The sequence below is a fragment of the Exiguobacterium artemiae 255-15 genome, assembly GCF_000019905.1.
Classification (GTDB): Bacteria; Bacillota; Bacilli; order Exiguobacteriales; family Exiguobacteriaceae; genus Exiguobacterium_A; species Exiguobacterium_A artemiae.
Window position 1 is genome coordinate 2,809,850 of record NC_010556.1, and the last position, 17,689, is coordinate 2,827,538.

Below are 17,689 nucleotides of genomic sequence, written 5' to 3' on the forward strand. Positions count from 1 at the left end.
GATCAGATGAACAGATTCAGGTTCGAACCGTCCGTCGCTCCGAGATAACTTGCGACACCACCATAATCAATATCATCGAGCAACTCCTCTTTTTTAATGCCCATGATGTCCATCGACATCGTGCAGGCAATCATCCGGACGCCGGCTGCTTGTGCCTTCGCCATCATTGTCTCCAGAGCGTCAACCTGTTTATCCTTCATGACTTTTTTCATCATTTTTTGACCGGCTCCGGCCATGTTCATGTTCGAGAGCGGTAATTCACCGGCATGTTTCGGCATCATCATCCCCATCATCCGCTCCATCGGTGCCTTATCGACAGCAGGTGCATCCGGTTTACGGATGACGTTGAGTCCCCAGAACGTAAAGAACATCGTCACTTGTTTCCCCATTGCCTGTGCGCCTTGAGCAATGACGAACGATGCCAGTGCTTTATCCAAATCACCGCTGAAGACGACCATCGTCGCATCATCGGCAGTGGCAGCAGCCGACTGTACCGGTTGGTTCGTCGCATTCCCTTTTTCAAGCAGGACTTCAACGACTCCTTTGTTCATTTCCGCCGTGTGAACGGTATGACCGAGTTTTTTGGCCCATGCTTGAACATCCGGCAGGAATCCGGGATCGGATGCTTTAACGAAGACTTGATCTCCATCCTGCAATTGATCGATTTTCGTTTTCAGCTCCAAAATCGGTCCCGGGCACTGTAAACCACACGTATCCAGTAACGTAATCTGTTCTTTCGTTACTTGTTTCGGTTCGCTTTTGATTGTCGTCACAGCTGTTTCCTCCCGTACTTGGCTTCTCGCTTCACGGTCACGGTTGACCGTCGCCCATGTTTTATATCCGCCGCTTAGATTTTTGACGTCGAATCCGTTTTGCTTGAGCAATTGACTTGCGACATAACCCCGGAGTCCGACCTGACATGTCACGTAAATCGGCTGATCTTTCGGTAATTCATCGAGTGACTGACGTAATGTCGGTAAAGAGATGTTGACGGATCCCGGAATCGATCCGAGTTCATTTTCGGAAGGTTCCCGGACATCAAGCAACAGTCCGCCGTCCGTGACAATCTGGTCAATCTCGTGCCAATGGACGTTTTCGCTGTCCCCAAGTACGATATTCGAGGCGATATAGCCTGCCATATTGACTGGATCTTTTGCCGAACTGTACGGAGGTGCATACGACAGTTCCAAATCGGGAAGATCAAGGACAGTCAATCCGCCTTTAATGGCTGTTGCCAACACATCGATTCGTTTCTCGACACCTGTCATCCCAATCGCTTGTGCGCCAAAAATCGTTCCGTCCACCGGATCAAACAACAGTTTCATCGAAATCGGGCTGGCACCCGGATAATAACCGGCATGCGAGCCGGGATGAAGATGAATCGCTTCATAACGACGGCCCGATTGACGAAGACGTTTTTCATTGTTTCCGGTCGAAGCGACCGTCAAATCAAATACTTTTGCGACTGCTGTTCCGAGTGTTCCTGTGTAACGGACATCTCGTCCGGCAATGATGTCGGCGACGAGACGGCCTTGGCGATTTGCCGGCCAAGCCAACGGAACGTGAACCGGTTCACCTGTAATGTAATCCTTCACTTCAATCGCATCACCAATCGCAAAGATGGCAGGATCCGATGTCCGTAATGTCTCATCGACCTGAATCGTCTGTTTGATTCCGAGTTTAAGTCCCGCTTCTGAAGCCAAGTTGCTTTCCGGCATGACACCGATCGATAGAATGTTCATCTCGGTTTGAATCGTTTTTCCACTCGTCAAGACAACGCGCGTCCCCGCTTCTTCAAAGCGTGACACACCGTCCGCTAAAATCAACTCGACGCCTTTCGCCCGTAAATGTTCATGGACGATGGCTGCCATTTCCGGATCGACCGGTGCCATGACTTGATCCGACATTTCGATCAACGTCACGCGTGCTCCGCGTTCGACTAAGTTTTCCGCCATTTCAAGACCGATGAATCCGCCGCCGATGACCGTCGCGTGTGCCGGACGTGATTCATCGACATACTGGCGCATTTTATCGGTATCCGGGATATTACGTAATGTAAAGACATTCGTTGCTTCCGCCAGACCGGGAATTCCAGGACGGATCGGTTTTGCACCCGGTGACAAAATCAACTGATCGTATGATTCCTCGTACTCTTCACCCGTATCCACTTTACGAGTCGTCACCGTTTTTTGTTGACGGTTGATCCGGATCGCTTCCGACAGATTTCGAACGTCGAGATTGAAACGTGCGTTCATACCTTCCGGAGTTTGCACCAACAGTTTATTGCGATCTTTGATAACGTCCCCGATATAGTATGGAAGTCCACAGTTTGCAAAAGAAATTTCTTTTCCACGTTCCAAAAGAATGATTTCTGCTGTTTCATCCAATCGGCGTAATCGTGCTGCCGCCGTTGCTCCACCTGCTACTCCACCTACAATGATCGTTTTCATTCCGGCTTCCTCCTCCAATGTTTCATGTGTACCAATATACCCATTCAGGTATGGCTTTTCAAGTTATCTGTTCGTTGATTCACAAACTTGTCGGAACTTCATAATGAAATTGTTCCTTCGATGATAACGGACATTAGTTGCAATTCCATCTAAAATGCTTGAAACTGAGATTACAGTATTTATAAGGGGGATTTTATAATGGATCAGGATCGTAACTCGAAAGACACGAACGATAACAAAGTCACGCCGATCAACCAAAACAGTCAGCCGGAAACAAATGAAAACGGGGTAACGGCTGTGCAACAACAATACCTTGAAGAATTCCAAGCTTTCTTAGTAGAAAAAGGCATTCCGATGGAAGCACGCGAAAATGAAACACACGTCTTCTTCATGACACAGGAAAAAACACCATCAGGCGCTGAACCGATGATGATGATTGTCTTCAGCAAGACGGCGACAGACGTCGAGTTATTCGCACGTACGATTACACACGTACCGGACGGTGTCGAAGATCTTCCAATCTTAAATGCAATCAATGATTTCAACCAAGAATTTAAATACTTCCGTGTTGTCCTCGACAGCGACCGTGATGTCACGATTGCTTCAACGATTGACCTCGATCACGGCTTTAATCCGGCAGCGATCTTCGGACACTCTGTCATGATGTTCCAAGCTTCGGATGAAGTATTCGCTTATCTCACGAAATTATATGACCAAGTTCAGTAAAATATCACTTAAAAATGGCTCTCGAGACAACTCGGGAGCCATTTTTTTCATTTTCAAGTTCAATTGACAATGAGAATTATTCTCGCTATAGTTAGATTTGTGAAAACGACATCATTTTAAATACATTTATCTTATTCTGGGGGAATAGATTATGAAAAAACGCTTAAAAGTAGCATCACTCTTCATCACAGCAGGACTGCTTGCTGCGTGCGGGAATAGTAATGAAGAAACCACAACGGCTCCGAAAAAAGAGAAAACGGAGCAAACATCTGAAACGAACACAAATGCTGGGATCGCCGCGACGACCTTAAAAGATGAACTGACCATCTTCAGCTCGATCAAAGCGGAACTCGATAAAGCAAAAGAAGGTCAAACCATTGACTGGAAGATGGTCACGACAAGTTACGACTCCAAATTAAAGGGCGGTGTCACGACAGCTGCTCCTGAAATCGACGAGGTCATCAGTTCCGCATTAGCCGGTGTCGAATCAAAAGATCTTAATGAGAATGTTGCCCGTCAGCTCGTAGACAAAGGCATTCAGTCTTATTTCTATAAACTTCAGAAATCAACACAAGCAACAGCCGAAGAAGCGGTCGTCGCTGGAAAAACAGATGAAGCGACAGCTGCACTGAACGATATTAAAGAGATGTCGAAGACCGTCTTCATTCCGACGGCGGAAAAGCGGGATGCGAGTTACGGTTTTAAAAATGAAGACTCCATTGCTCAAGCCATCAATTCCGGTCTGACGGCACAGAAAGAAGCCATCACGGCGAAGAAAGCGGCCGACTTCAATGTCGCGAAACAATTGACGGATAAATCGATTTACCGGTCGTTCTATCTCGCTGCTCTCGGTTACGCTCAAAAAATCGAAGACGGTGTCAAAGCCGGCACAGACGAAAAAGAATTGCAGATGGAACAAGCTGAAGGATACGGATTCCTGCTGGCCATCGAAGAATCACTTGCCGGCGGCGATGAAGAAGCCGTCGCTACATTAAAAGAACGCTATGATTTTTCAAAAACAAAACCGGCAGACGTTAAGTTCAAGGAAATCGAGAGCTTGTTCGCCAAAGCACTAACGGAAAAGATTGACGGCTACCACGAAGAAACACAAGAAGCACTCGAGAAAAAAGATATCGATACAGCACGCGTCGAAGCGATGGAAGCGAACATGTTCGTCATTGCCATGAAACCGACACTCGAAAATCGTTTAGGCAAAGAAACAGCACAAACAGTTTTGGCAGATGCGAGTGCTTGGTATGCTCTTGTCGAAAAAGGTGATCTGAAGGCAGAAAAAACAGGTGATCAGATCACTGACGCGTTAGAGCCGCTCAACTAATCCTTTAAAATCGGAGGAATGCGCTATGCAAATCGGAATTACAGGAGGAGCCGGCTTTATCGGGGCGGCGCTTGCACTACGGCTTCAAGCAAGCGGTCACACCGTCCATGTCATCGATGCGTTTACCGACTATTATGATGTCGAATTGAAGCTGACAAGGGCAAAACAGTTACAGGCTAACGGAATTGACGTCTTTGACGGCAACGTCCACGAAGATTTGGCAACGTGGTGTGCCAACCACTCGTTTGCCGCCCTGTTTCATTTAGCAGCATTGCCGGGTGTCCCGGGTTCTTTAACTGAACCCCATCGCTATATCGAGGATGATATCGCGATGACGGTGACCGTTCTCGAAGCAGCCCGGACACACGGTATTCCGCATGTATTTTTTGCTTCCTCTTCTTCCGTTTACGGCGAACAGACCGGTGCCCTACTGGAGCAGCAAGCGACAGGAAATGTGATGAGTCCTTACGCGGCAGCTAAGTACAGCGCGGAAACGTTTTGCCGGACGTATCACAACCTGTATGACATGAACGTGACGATTTTTCGCTTTTTTACGGTATACGGTCCTTCCGGCCGGCCGGATATGGCGTTGTTCCGTTTCATCGAACAGGCGCTGGACGGTCAACCGCTGACCGTGTTCGGTGATCCGGTTCGCGACTTCACCTATATCGACGACATCACCCGCGGAATGGAACAGGCTCTCGAAGCAAAAGCGACGGGCATCTTCAATCTCGGTGCCAACCGCCCGGAATCCGTCCGTGATCTTGCCGCGATGCTCAGTGAACGGTTCAATGTCCCTGTCCGTTCGGCTCCCGCTCGGATAGGTGACGTCTCGATGACTTGGAGTAACACCGATGCGGCCCGGCAGACGTTCGGTTACGTTCCTTCCTTTACGCTCGCTGATGGAATCGAACAGATGATCAGATGGCATCTCGAGCGTCGGTGATCCGTGGAGTTGCGAGCGTCTTCTTGACGTTGGCAACTCTTTTTTTACTTCTACGTTTTGGCTTGGAACTGCCGACTGCCTATCAGTATGTCAAAACATTGACGACTTCCTATTGGACCTTGGCCGCAACGGTCAGCTATGCTCTGGCTTTTTATATCCGGGCCGTCGCTTGGCGGACAGCCGATGAAAACACGGCTCCGACCGCCGTCTATCTGACGAGTCTGTATATCGGACTGGCTGTTAACCACCTGTCTCCGGTCAAGCTCGGCGAAGCAATCCGCTTGTTGACAGCCCGCGCGATTGGCAGTCCGCTTAAACGGACGACTGCCATCTTAGTCGCCCAGCGCGGGATCGACCTATCCATCCTCGGTCTTTTCGTGACAGCGGGGTTATTATTAGGTCAAACCATATGGGTCGCCGCTTTGGCCTTCGGGGTGGGTCTCGTTCTGCTACTGCTCGTCCGTCGGTTCATCCGGACGATACCGGTCTTGATCGGATACGGGCTGCTGGCCTGGCTGTTTGAGGCCGGAGCTGTCACCTGTCTCTTTCTCGGAGCAGACGTGACGGTCGCTTTCCCGGTCATTCTAATCGCGATGAGTGCCGGGGTCTTATCCGGCATCGCCCAGTTCACACCGGGCGGGCTCGGAACGTACGAACTCGCCATGGGGACGGTCCTGCAACTTTCGGGTGTTCCGAACCCGTATGAACTCGCCTTGATGACACATCTCTTTAAATACGCTTTTGCCTTCTTATCACCGGTTTATGTGCTCCTCCGGCACTTTGCAATCGTTCACTTACTGTTCACTCAGTTCAAGAAGCACAACACGAAAGGATGACAATCATGAAAAGTGCTTCCCGTTTTGAGAAAATCGCCGCACGGATGTGGAACCTATTGAATGAAGGCAAACCCTTCACACCGATTTTTACCGTCGGCGTTTTCCTGAGTTATCTCCTCTTGACCCAAAGCTCGTTCAGCGGTGCCGGGTTCGGGTTCCTGATGACCGTGCCGCTGTTCGTTTTATATTGGAAATTCGACTTTCCGCTGTTTTTGCGGAACTATCTGTGGCTTCCGTTGATTGTCTGGTTCTTTATAGAAGGAACCGATTCCCGCCTGTTACCGTTGTTCGCTTACGGAGCCGGACTGTACTTCTTCTTTACCGTCTTTTTTTGGGGGACGATTTATTACCATCTCCGAATCGGAACGGACTGGCTTAACTTCACGCGTTTTTGGAAACTCGTGCTGAAGAACAGTGACTCGACGAGTGGAAATGCGCAGGAACAACTGCCGAAAGTCGGGCTGTTGCTCGCCTACTGGCAAACGGCTTCCATCGAGCAGACACTCGACTGGTCTTATCTCTGGTTCCCGCTCGGACTGCTCCTGTTCGCCTGGATCCTACATCATTACCTGTTTGACTGGAAACCAAAACTGCCAACGGAACAGACCGTCGACGCACCGATTCCGACGTCCAGAAAAGTCTACGTCCTGATTGTCGATGGCATGCGGAAAGACCGTTATATGGCGGCAAATACTCCTTTCCTTGAGCGATTGCGCCAAGAAGGAACAGAGTACACAAACATGGAGACGGTGTATCCGGCCCGAACGGTCGTCTGCTTCAGCTCGATGTTCACAGGTGCACGTCCGGAAGAACACGGCATCCATTCGAACATGGTCTGGAACACGACCGGTGTTAAAACAGACACCATTTTCGACCGGTTGCGTGATGTCGGCAAAACCGGCAAGATTCTCGGGATCGCCCATCTTGTCGACGCCTTCGGTGCAAAAGATGTTCATACCGTGACGGCGGTCATGCACAATGATGTCGCCGATCGGAACATCATCGACCGGGCCAAACAAATCGTCCAGGACGAGGATCCTGACTTACTGGCGATTCAGCTGATCGGAACCGATCAGACCGGTCACAGCCGCGGGACGCTCTACTCCGAATATGTTCAAAAAATCGAAGAGGCGGACGCTTTGCTGGCTGAATTTTGTGATGAGCTTGATCGCCTCGGGAAACTCGATGATGCGACACTGATCGTCATGGCCGATCACGGTCAGGCCGACGGCATCGGCGGTCACGGACATCTCGATGAAGGCGAACGGTTCGTCCCGTTCTGGATGTACGGGAAACAGATCCATGCCGGACGGAAAGTCGACACACACCGTCATATTCTTTCACTCGGACCAACCGTTGCGAAGCAGCTCGGGGCTGCAATTCCGCAGGACAGCCGAGGTGTCTTATTGACTGAAGCGTTCAAGGAGGAATCGTCATGAAAAAAGTCGTCGTTTTTCTGCCGGCCCATAACGAAGAAGTATCCTTACCACTCGTCTTAAAACGGATTCCGGCTGAAATTGACGGACTTCCCGTCGAGACGATTGTCATTGATGACGGATCGACCGATGCGACTTCGGACATTGCAAAACGCCACGGCGCACATGTCTATCGCTTCTCTAAAAATCAAGGGCTTGGTGCCGCTGTCCGCGAAGGGTTGCTTCGATCTTACGAGCACGGAGCAACGGTGGCTGTCATGATTGATGCGGACAATGAGTATCCGGCCGATCAGATTCCAGATATCGTCCGGCCGATTCTTGCAGATGAAGCGGATTATGTCTTCGGTTCCCGTTTCTTAGGCACCGTTGACGGAATGCGTTTGTACCGCTATATTGGAAATCATGTTTTTACGTGGTTGCAGTGTCTGTTGCTGAAACAACGGATTCACGACGGTCAAAGCGGAATGCGGGCCTTCTCCCGTGCCGCCTGTAAACATGCGGAGATCATCCACGACTATAACTATGCCCAAGTCCTGACCTTGAATCTTGTCCGGAAGGGATTCCGGTTGCACGAAGTGCCGATTCGTTACCGCGTGCGGGAAGCCGGCAAGTCCTTTATCCGTTTGAATTATGTCCAGCGCGTCCTGCCTGCGATTTACCGGGAATGGCGTCGTCCCATCAGCCGCTTATCCGCTGAAGAACGTTTTGAACGAAAGGAGCACCTTGGATGAGAAAACCACTTGTATTGACCATCATCGCCTTCCTCTTCCTGCTGACCGCACCGCTGTCGGCATCCGCGTACAGTTACGGGGATCCGGGAAAAGAGGCGTTTGCGGAAGCTTATAAACAGTTTGAAGAACAACTCGATCAAAAGGATTACAAACTGGCCCGGGAAACGATTGATGCCTATGATAAAGAGTTCACCCTCTACTTCCCGGAAGCTAAAGAAAAAATCGATGCTGCTTTAGCAGATCAAGATACAGATGCTGCCAAACAGGCCTATCGCGTGGCGTTACGTCAAAATATCGAACGTCGTCTGCATTTCGCACAGGAACAATTCGATGATTTCGGTCAGGCCAAGCTGCTGCTCGCAAAAGCACGCGGCACATATGACGTCCTCGCTCCTTACGTCAAGGAAAGTGAGGATGCAAAGACGAGCGATTCCTTGTATACTGCATTTGATGAATCGCTTGCCGCTCTCGGGAATCCCGGATTGTTCGGCGTCGGGAAGAAAGCCAGCGACCGTGAAGCATTTGATCAAAACATCAAACAGATTGAAGATACGATCACCCCGTTATTCGTTTTACCCGGCGAGGAAAAGACCGGTGTCTTCGATGAAGAAGACTCGATATTCGGTCAGTCCTTCGGAACGGACGATATTTGGAAAACGGTCGCCATCAGTCTTGTCATCATCTTAATCGTCATCGTCATCATCGGTCAGCGTAAGAAACGACGCGCTCAATAAGGAGGAAGACATATGGATTTTCAGGCGTTTTTAATCACCCTTCGCGAATGTCTTGAAGCCGTCCTGATCGTCGGCTTGATTCTCGGTTATCTCGATCGGCTCAATGCACCACAATATAAAAAATGGGTTTATGCCGGCGTCGGTCTTGCGCTACTCGCGAGTCTGGGTGTCGCCTTCTTGTTCCAGGTCGTCTTTACGAGCTTCGCAAGCTTCGGCAGCGATACGTATCTGCGTCTCGGTATCATGATTATCTCCGTCTTCCTCCTGACGCACATGGTCCTGTGGATGGGCAAGGAAGCGAAAGAAAATCAGCAGGCCTCCCAGGCGAAGGTCGCAGCCGCTGTTTCAACCGGCAGTGCGATCACGATGATCGTCCATTCCTTCCTCGTCATCGTCCGGGAAGGGATCGAAACGGTATTCTTTTTCGCCGCGATTTCCGGCGGTGAAATCGAAAAAGTCCTGACGAGCTACGGTGCTGTCTCCGGTCTTCTGCTCGCCTTGATTTTCGGTTACCTGTTCGTTTCCGGGACGATGAAGATTCCCGTCAAACGCTTTTTCCAAGTGACCGGCGTCTTGATTTTGTTCATCGCGGCCGGAATGCTTGTGCAAACGATCGGCCGGTTCCAGGATCTTGGTTTGCTCGGCAGTCTGTTGACGAATGCGGACGGAACACCGGCTGCACTTTACAATATCGTCGCTTTCATGCCGGAACACTACATCGATCAAGTCCAGTATTTGCGGGACACGGGCAATACGACCTTGATCAGCGGACAAATCGGGACGTTCATGGGCGCGATGTTCGGCTACAGCCACAATCCATCCCTGGAACAAGTCATCGCCTGGTGGGGATACTTTGCTTTCGCTGGTTTCATGCTGACGCGTCAAAATCGGACGTCAAAAACCGCCAAGAAACTGCAGGAGGTTTCTTGACGGTTCAGAGCGGTCATCCACAACGACGTGGACGATCGCTTTTTTTCATCGTTTGCTTGCTGATGCTTGGCTTTATCGGCATCCGTCTCGCATTCGTCAGCCCTTATGTCGCAAGTTACGATATCGCGAACTTCACGCTTGCTGTCGGACAATATGATTTAGCCAATCTGCAACCGCACTTCCCCGGATATCCGTTTTTCATTTTGCTTGCGACCGGTCTGGCCCGGCTCGGTCTCGATCCGGTCCGGGCACTCGGCATGCTCTCGACACTCGGACTCGCAAGCGGTGTAATACCGCTTTATCTCGTATTCAAACGGTATTCTTTTGATACCGTCCGGTTGCTCGGTGCGTTTACGGTCGTCTCGACGGCTTCGCTCGTTACCTTGGCTGCGACCGGTATGTCGGATGGTCTCGCGCTTGGTGTCCTCTGCTGGTTCATGTGGAGTGTCGAACAGGCCCGGTACAATCGTTTCCGCCTTTTGCCGTACCTCCTGTTCGGACTGTTAATGGCAACCAGGCTGTCCTATGCACCGTTCGGCATCATTCTATTGTTTTTACTCTGGCAGGTCCGGCGCGATCCGTGGCAATGGGTGTCAGAAATCGCCGTATTGTTGCTGGCTCAACTCGCCTGGTTGTTACCGGTGGCATTCTCCGTCGGCGGACCGGCGTCCTTCGCCCAGTTATCGCTCAGTTTCGTGAGCGGACACTTTTCAGTTTGGGGCGGTACAGCACAAACGGATGATGCCTCGCTGCTCGAACGGCTTGGGTTAACACTGAAACAAATCTTCTGGCACGGATTCGGATTGGCGACATGGCTCGGTCTCGCTTCTGTTTTATTCTTGTGCGCTCAGCGGATCCGTCCGCTTCCACTTTGGTGGTCCGTGACCGGAACCGGTTATTTCCTGTGGGTCTGGTTCGCACAAAACATCGATAAGCCGCGGCATACATTACCGCTTATCCTGCTGCTCGTCATTCTGCTCGTCCGCCGACTGTCAGTCCGTTGGCTTGTTCCGTTTTTATGTCTTCAGCTTATAATCGGTAGTATGGCTTTGTATCGACAAGCCCATACTGAGCCGGCAACACTTCAGCTGGCAGAAGCCGTCACTGATTTACCGGCGTCAGCAACGGTCTTTACGGATGAAGAAGACCGGCAATTTTTAATGAAACGACCTGCCGCCACTATCGTTCCGATCGGATCCGTCAGCAAATGGCGGGCTGAACCAAAATCACGGGAGGTCTATCTGACCGGACGCTTGCTCGACCGGTTACAGGCAGCGAACGTATCGATTGAAGCAACGGAAGTTTTCCGTTTTACGAGTGATCCCCGATTTGAACCGGAGGATGCAGAGGCAAGGTTGTATAAAACTTCATTTAATTAAAAATAGCCAGAGATAAAAGATTCTTTTTTTCCGTGCTTTCCTCGGGCGAGTCGCAAGCCGCGACTTCTTGACTTGTGGTCAAGGAGCCGGGTCTTGCTTGACTCTGACGTGCGCTAAAACGCACTTTTCCCGTAGGAGTCACGGTCAAAGAATCTTCATCTGTTTTAAGATATTCTATTTAAAATCATACTGCTTTAAAAGACACCATCGTTGAGAAGCAGACAAGACGAAGTCTCCTGCGGGAAAAGCGGAACAGGTGAGACCCGTAAGTCGCGCAGGCTCACGTTTCGCCCGCGGAAAGCGAAGTCTTGTCTGCGTATCAACGATTCTTCAAACGAATTCCAAGTACTTCCTTCGTCATTCAAGTTGAATACGGTCTTTCCATATAATCAAATTGCCCGCCGCTGATTGCGAGTGTCTTAACCGGGACGAACCCGAGACGTCGGTATAAACGTTGTGCACCAGCATTTGTCTGGTCGGCATTTAACGTAAAGGCCCGTAACCCACACCGTTCACCTTCGTCCGCCGCTGCCTGTAACAGTTCGGATCCGATCCCTTTTCCCCCGTACGCTGCATCAACGGATAAGGTGTCGAGATAATAGACATCCCCTTCCGTTTCCTGGTCAATCTGCACATCCCGTCCTGTCCACTCGCGAAGCTGACGTTTGATCGGCTCATCCAACCGTGCCGCGTCAAATCCCGCATAGGTGATGACAATACCAACGACACGTCCGTCCAGTTCCTTGACGAGAATGTTTTCGTGGCTTAACCGGTTTCCCGTTTGCGTGACAAACCACGCGAGCCTCTCCAAAATCATTTCCTTCTCCTGTGTTCCGGTCAACGTCTCCGCAATTTCATGAATCGCCTGTTCAATTAACGGTGCGATTTGTTCCGCATCCTTTTCCGTTGCTTGTCTGATCATTGATTACTCTCCCTTCTTCTGCCTCTTACTCTACTTTATCGTAAAACAAAATCCCTTCTGATATCAGAAGAGATTTTGTTCATTTCATTTCAGTTCAGCTACCGCAGCAGCCGGTGCAGTCACCGGTTCACGTGTCATGACCGAGACGACACGTCCTGCAATCGCGACGGCAAGTAAGGTATACAATGTTAAGCTCAACGGCAAGTAGACGAGTGAAATCAGAATGACGATAGCGTCAAGACCAAATAAAATCGTCCCGATTGATAAGCCGGTCAGCTTACTGAGTCCCATCGACAACAGATCGTCGCCGCCTGTTGCAGCACCGCTTTTTAAGACAAGTCCGAGACCGTATCCGGTCACGATCCCGCTTGCGATTGCTGCAATCAAGGTTGCCGGCCAAGCCTGCTCCGGAAAATGAAACAGATCCAACCGGTACCACATTTCATAAAATAGCGACAACGCGCCGGCTGAGATCAATGCTTCACCGACAAAGCGTTTGCCTTTAAAATAGAGTGCTCCGATAAAAAACGGAATATCGAGCACAATCATCGAAATCGATGGATTGATGTCAAAAAAGTAGCGTCCGAGCAACGATAAGCCGATAAATCCGCCTTCCGCCAAACCAAACTGTTCATTCAAGGTATAGTAGCCGAACGCCATAAGCAGCGTTCCGGCCAAGATGGTCATAATTCGTTTCATGTGTTGTCCTCTCCCGTATCTTCCATGGGAGAGGATGTAATTGTCCCGTTTGGGTATTCATCTATTTTCGCTCTCCCTGATTTTTTTCAAGCCATTACCTTCCTGTTCAATGAAGATTGGCGCTGCTAAAAATCAGGTAAGCTGAATAGATGATCGGTCCTCTCGGTATCCATCGGTTTCCACCCTTTCACGTTTTGTCCTTTCTTATTATAACCCGAACTTCAGAAACTGAAACAGTTTTACACGTTTTTAACATAAACGATACAGGAGACTTGTCTTTTGTTTACCATTTCACATTTTAGACAAATCTATGCTCAATAGTGAACAAAGTACTTGAAAACGACTTTGTGAAGTAATACACTAAGGATATCAAATGAATGTGATTTTTATCACAAACAAAACAAAAAGGGGACTTTACTCATGAAAGTAGCAGTCATCGGTTGTACACACGCAGGAACAGCAGCAGTTAAAGAATTAACTTCACAGCACGAGCAATTGGATATCACCGTTTACGAACGAAACGATAACGTCTCTTTCCTCTCTTGCGGCATCGCGCTTCACGTCGGTGGCGTCGTCGAGCATGCTGAGTCGCTGTTTTATTCTTCACCGGATGAACTGGCTGAGCTTGGTGCAAACATGCGCTTAAAACATGATGTTCTCGAAATCGACAGCACGAATCAAACGATTGTTGCCAAAAACCTCGTAACGGGTGAAACCGTTTATGATACGTACGATAAATTGATCATGACGACGGGTTCATGGCCGATCATCCCGATGTTACCGGGGATTGAACTCAATCAAATCGAGCTCTGTAAAAACTATCACCATGCACAAACAATCATTAAAAAAGCGACAGATGCAAAGCGGATTACAGTCGTCGGTGCCGGCTACATCGGTGCTGAACTGGTCGAAGCGTTTGAAGCCTACGGTAAAGAAGTCACGTTCATCGACAGCGCTGACCGAATTTTAAATAAATACCTGGATCGTTCCTTCACCGACATCATTGAAAACGAATTGACGGATCGCGGCATTCGTTTAGAACTGAACCAGACTGTTCAAAGCTTTACCGGTGTTGACGGAAACGTCACACAAGTCGTCACGGATAAAGGAACGTTTGAAACAGATCTCGTCATTCTCTGTGTTGGTTTCCGACCAAGCACGGAACTGTTAAAAGGACAAATCGACATGTTACCGAACGGTGCCATCATCGTCGACGACTTTATGCGGACAAGTAATCCGAACATCTTTGCCGCCGGCGACAGCTGCGCCGTCTACTACAATCCGGCCCGGACACATGCGTATATTCCGCTCGCGACGAATGCCGTCCGTATGGGAACACTCGTCGGGAAAAACCTGCTTGCTCCGACAATCCGTTATCAAGGAACGCAAGGAACATCCGGTCTGCGGTTATACGACTTGAATATCGCGTCAACCGGTCTGACGGAAGATGCCGCGCCATTCTTCGGTTTGGAAGTAACGAGCACGACGGTTCAGGATGCCTACCGTCCTGAGTTTATGCCGACAGCTGAAAATGTCCAATTAAAACTCGTTTATGAAACAACGACTCACCGTCTTGTCGGAGCGCAAATCATCTCAAAAGTTGATTTGACACAAGCCATGAATACATTATCGGTGGCCATTCAAAACGACATGACGCTCGAAGAATTGGCGTTTGTCGACTTCTTCTTCCAACCGCATTACAACAAACCATGGAACCTGCTGAACCAAGCAGCTTTACAAGGCATGAATGAGCTGACATCGGAACGCGTTTAATACATCACCTTCCCCTTCTCTCTTCAAATCGGAGTCCACATCCGTGGATTCCGATTTTTTTGTTTTTCATCTAATCAATTCCGATAATCTGTTGCGGCTGCTTTGCCCAGTCTCCTTCCACAGCTGCTAAAAACTTCACTCGGTTAATCAATTGACGTTTAGACGTGAAGTGACAGGGAACATACTTCTTATGCAAACGAAACCACTATCACAGGAGGAATCAGTTCATGTCACAGTCTAACAATCCACTTACACAATATTTCAATGATGACTTCCCGAAACAATATCAGGAGGCGCCGGCTGTCCAGGCAAAAATGGAACCCGTTCCCGATTGTGGTGAAGAAAGCTACAAAGGATCCGGTAAATTAAAAGGCAAAAAAGCTTTGATCACAGGAGGCGATTCCGGAATCGGTCGCGCCGCTGCCATCGCTTATGCCCGTGAAGGTGCCGATGTGTTCCTCAATTATCTTCCGGAAGAGCAGCAAGACGCGGAAGAAGTCAAAGCACTCGTCGAAGCAGCCGGACAAAAGGCATACTTACTTGCCGGTGACCTCAGTGACGAAACGTTCTGTCAACAACTCGTCAAAAAAGCACATGATTCACTAGGCGGAATTGATATTTTGGCACTCGTCGCCGGTAAACAACAAGCTGTCGAGGACATCATGGACCTATCGACGGAACAACTCCGCAAAACATATGAAATCAACGTCTTTTCATTGTTCTGGGTCGTTAAAGCCGCTCTTCCGCTGTTAAAAGAAGGAGCTTCCATCATCACAACGACTTCGGTTCAAGGATACAACCCAAGTGCGAACTTACTCGATTACGCGTCAACAAAATTTGCCATCAATGGTTTCACACGCGGACTTGCGAAACAAGTCGCGCCAAAAGGCATCCGCGTCAACTCGGTTGCACCGGGTCCAATCTGGACACCGCTTCAGATTTCAGGAGGACAACCAAGCGAAAACATTCCAGAATTCGGACAGGAAACACCGCTTAAACGAAGCGGTCAACCGGTCGAACTCTCGAGCGTCTATGTCTTCCTCGCTTCGGATGACGCCAGTTATGTAACAGCTCAAATTTATGGTGTCACAGGCGGAATCGAACTCGCTTAATTCAATTTTTTTCAACCAGGCAGCTTTGATGGCGACATCAAAGCTGCCTTTTTTGGTTATGAGTTGCTTCTCCCTGCCCGGTTTAGTCTAATGAAGGTATACATATGACAGGAGATGATTCACATGACGGAAAAAGAAAAAATGATTCAAGGTCAATTGTATTTAGCCGGAGATGCGGAACTGGTCGCTGATCGAAAGCGGGCTCAGATGCTTTGTCATCAATTTAATCAACTCAGCATCAACGAGTTACCTGCCCGAAAGTCGCTCCTGCAGGAACTGTTCCAAATCGAGCAGACCGATTTTTACATCGAACCGTCTTTTAAATGTGATTACGGCTACAACATTACATTCGGCGCACGGTTTTATGCCAATTACGATTGTGTGCTGCTCGACATTTGTCCGATTACGATCGGCGACAACTGTATGCTCGCTCCAGGTGTCCACATCTATACAGCGACGCATCCGCTCGATCCGGTCGAACGCAACAGCGGTTACGAATTCGGAAAACCGGTCGTCATCGGGGATAACGTCTGGATCGGTGGACGTGCCGTCATCGCACCGGGTATAACGATCGGTGACAATGCTGTCATCGCAGCCGGAAGTGTCGTCGTCAAAGATGTTGCTCCGAATACGGTGGTCGGAGGAAATCCGGCCCGCTTCATCAAATCGATTTAATTTCTCATCAAATTTTAATCTAATCCTCAGTCTCCTCTCACGTACGGGCGCTATTCTAAGAATAAGAAAAGCAGCTACCACTACGGAGGAGGAATTATCATGACAAACGAAAAACGTACGGACAAACCTAAAAAGAACATTGTAAAACGAGGACTCGCTTCGATTGCTATCACAGGGACCGTTTTGACAGGCGCAGGCGCCTTCTTGCTGTTCACCGGTCCAGGACATTCGCTTATCAATTCAACGGTTACGACGTCAGAACAAGTGGAACAAAAAGTCGAAGCCGCTTCAACAAAAGTATCAAGTAACGTCAAACAGTCGCTTCCAAGCTCATTCCAGGATGATGATCAGGAAATGGAAGGAACGTTAAAAGAAGTAACCGACAATTCTGTTACGATTACCCGCAACGGATCGGATCAATCTTATTCGTTCGCTTCATCCGCTGAAATCGAACAGGCACAAGCCGGCGACTGGATTAAAATCGAACTCAATCAGGACGGTCTTGTCCGGGAACTCGAACGCGAAGATGACCGCAACGACCGAGATGGTCGAGATAATGATTCCGCCGATGACCGAAATGAAGTGAACGGTGTCGTCAAAGAATTATCGAATGAACAAATCGTTTTGACGCAAAACGGTTCCGATCAAATGTACCGCTTCATCGAGCAGGCAGAACTTGAACAGGCGCAAGCCGGGGACCGCGTGAAACTGGAATTGAACGCGGACGGTCTCGTCCGGGAACTCGACCGGGAAGATGCGGATGACCAGGACGCTCGAAGCGATGACCGTCAAGACGATGCGACGCATGACCGAGATATCCGCGGTTCATTGGTTCGTGTGACCGACTCACAAGTCGTCATTGAACAAAACGATAAAAACGTGACGTTTGAACGTGCGCAAAACATGGAACAGGATAATGATGTACAGGTTGGTTCACAAGTCGAACTGGAGTTGAACGGATCTAAGCAAGTGACAGAAATCGACGAACAGTCGTAAGGAGGAAG

The 17,689-nt window shown here is 49.3% G+C and carries 16 protein-coding genes; 13 read left to right on the forward strand and 3 right to left on the reverse strand.

The window, feature by feature from the left end:
• Window positions 1-2 precede the first annotated feature (2 nt).
• Window positions 3-2,450 (reverse strand): CoA-disulfide reductase, encoded by a 2,448-nt coding sequence (locus EXIG_RS14410; protein ID WP_012371689.1) that lies wholly within the window; start codon window positions 2,448-2,450, stop codon window positions 3-5.
• 198 nt (window positions 2,451-2,648) lie between these two features.
• Here EXIG_RS14410 and EXIG_RS14415 point away from each other — a divergent pair, with 198 nt between their 5' ends.
• The 9 genes from EXIG_RS14415 (at window position 2,649) to EXIG_RS14455 (ending at window position 11,504) form a co-directional block, all read left to right on the forward strand.
• Window positions 2,649-3,176: a type III secretion system chaperone family protein gene (locus tag EXIG_RS14415; protein WP_012371690.1), complete on the forward strand. Its 528-nt coding sequence runs from the start codon at window positions 2,649-2,651 to the stop codon at window positions 3,174-3,176.
• Window positions 3,177-3,327: 151 nt separating this feature from the next.
• Entirely contained in the window at window positions 3,328-4,512 is a 1,185-nt protein-coding gene (locus EXIG_RS14420; protein WP_012371691.1) for a hypothetical protein, read from the forward strand.
• 25 nt (window positions 4,513-4,537) lie between these two features.
• Complete coding sequence (locus EXIG_RS14425) at window positions 4,538-5,458, forward strand: NAD-dependent epimerase/dehydratase family protein (protein ID WP_012371692.1); 921 nt, start codon at window positions 4,538-4,540, stop codon at window positions 5,456-5,458.
• Entirely contained in the window at window positions 5,455-6,294 is an 840-nt protein-coding gene (locus EXIG_RS14430; protein ID WP_012371693.1) for a lysylphosphatidylglycerol synthase domain-containing protein, read from the forward strand. The genes EXIG_RS14425 and EXIG_RS14430 overlap by 4 nt, the downstream gene beginning before the upstream one ends.
• A 5-nt stretch (window positions 6,295-6,299) precedes the next feature.
• On the forward strand, window positions 6,300-7,733 hold the full coding sequence (locus EXIG_RS14435; protein WP_012371694.1) for an alkaline phosphatase family protein: 1,434 nt from the start codon (window positions 6,300-6,302) through the stop codon (window positions 7,731-7,733).
• Window positions 7,730-8,461 (forward strand): glycosyltransferase family 2 protein, encoded by a 732-nt coding sequence (locus EXIG_RS14440; protein WP_012371695.1) that lies wholly within the window; start codon window positions 7,730-7,732, stop codon window positions 8,459-8,461. Before EXIG_RS14435 ends, EXIG_RS14440 begins: the two co-directional genes overlap by 4 nt.
• Window positions 8,458-9,195 carry a hypothetical protein gene (locus tag EXIG_RS14445; protein WP_012371696.1) on the forward strand — a complete coding sequence of 246 codons (738 nt, stop codon included), beginning with the start codon at window positions 8,458-8,460 and terminating at the stop codon, window positions 9,193-9,195. Before EXIG_RS14440 ends, EXIG_RS14445 begins: the two co-directional genes overlap by 4 nt.
• Before the next feature lie 12 nt (window positions 9,196-9,207).
• Window positions 9,208-10,125, forward strand: coding sequence for an FTR1 family iron permease (locus tag EXIG_RS14450; RefSeq protein ID WP_012371697.1), 918 nt, complete (start codon window positions 9,208-9,210; stop codon window positions 10,123-10,125).
• A gap of 62 nt (window positions 10,126-10,187) precedes the next feature.
• The gene (locus tag EXIG_RS14455; RefSeq protein ID WP_234944548.1) at window positions 10,188-11,504 is read left to right on the forward strand and encodes a hypothetical protein; all 1,317 of its coding nucleotides are present in this window, start codon (window positions 10,188-10,190) and stop codon (window positions 11,502-11,504) included.
• Between the two features lie 361 nt (window positions 11,505-11,865).
• Here EXIG_RS14455 and EXIG_RS14460 read toward each other — a convergent pair whose 3' ends face one another.
• Both EXIG_RS14460 and EXIG_RS14465 read right to left on the reverse strand, forming a co-directional pair.
• The gene (locus tag EXIG_RS14460) at window positions 11,866-12,426 is read right to left on the reverse strand and encodes a GNAT family N-acetyltransferase (RefSeq protein ID WP_012371699.1); all 561 of its coding nucleotides are present in this window, start codon (window positions 12,424-12,426) and stop codon (window positions 11,866-11,868) included.
• Window positions 12,427-12,510: 84 nt separating this feature from the next.
• Window positions 12,511-13,125, reverse strand: coding sequence for a YitT family protein (locus tag EXIG_RS14465; protein ID WP_012371700.1), 615 nt, complete (start codon window positions 13,123-13,125; stop codon window positions 12,511-12,513).
• Between the two features lie 420 nt (window positions 13,126-13,545).
• On the opposite strand from EXIG_RS14465, the gene EXIG_RS14470 reads away from it, so the two are divergent.
• From EXIG_RS14470 to EXIG_RS14485, 4 genes are all read left to right on the forward strand, one after another.
• Complete coding sequence (locus tag EXIG_RS14470; RefSeq protein WP_012371701.1) at window positions 13,546-14,898, forward strand: FAD-dependent oxidoreductase; 1,353 nt, start codon at window positions 13,546-13,548, stop codon at window positions 14,896-14,898.
• Between the two features lie 227 nt (window positions 14,899-15,125).
• The gene (locus EXIG_RS14475; protein WP_012371702.1) at window positions 15,126-16,010 is read left to right on the forward strand and encodes an SDR family oxidoreductase; all 885 of its coding nucleotides are present in this window, start codon (window positions 15,126-15,128) and stop codon (window positions 16,008-16,010) included.
• 123 nt (window positions 16,011-16,133) lie between these two features.
• Entirely contained in the window at window positions 16,134-16,685 is a 552-nt protein-coding gene (locus EXIG_RS14480; RefSeq protein ID WP_012371703.1) for a maltose acetyltransferase domain-containing protein, read from the forward strand.
• Window positions 16,686-16,784: 99 nt separating this feature from the next.
• Window positions 16,785-17,681: a hypothetical protein gene (locus EXIG_RS14485; RefSeq protein ID WP_012371704.1), complete on the forward strand. Its 897-nt coding sequence runs from the start codon at window positions 16,785-16,787 to the stop codon at window positions 17,679-17,681.
• Window positions 17,682-17,689 lie beyond the last annotated feature (8 nt).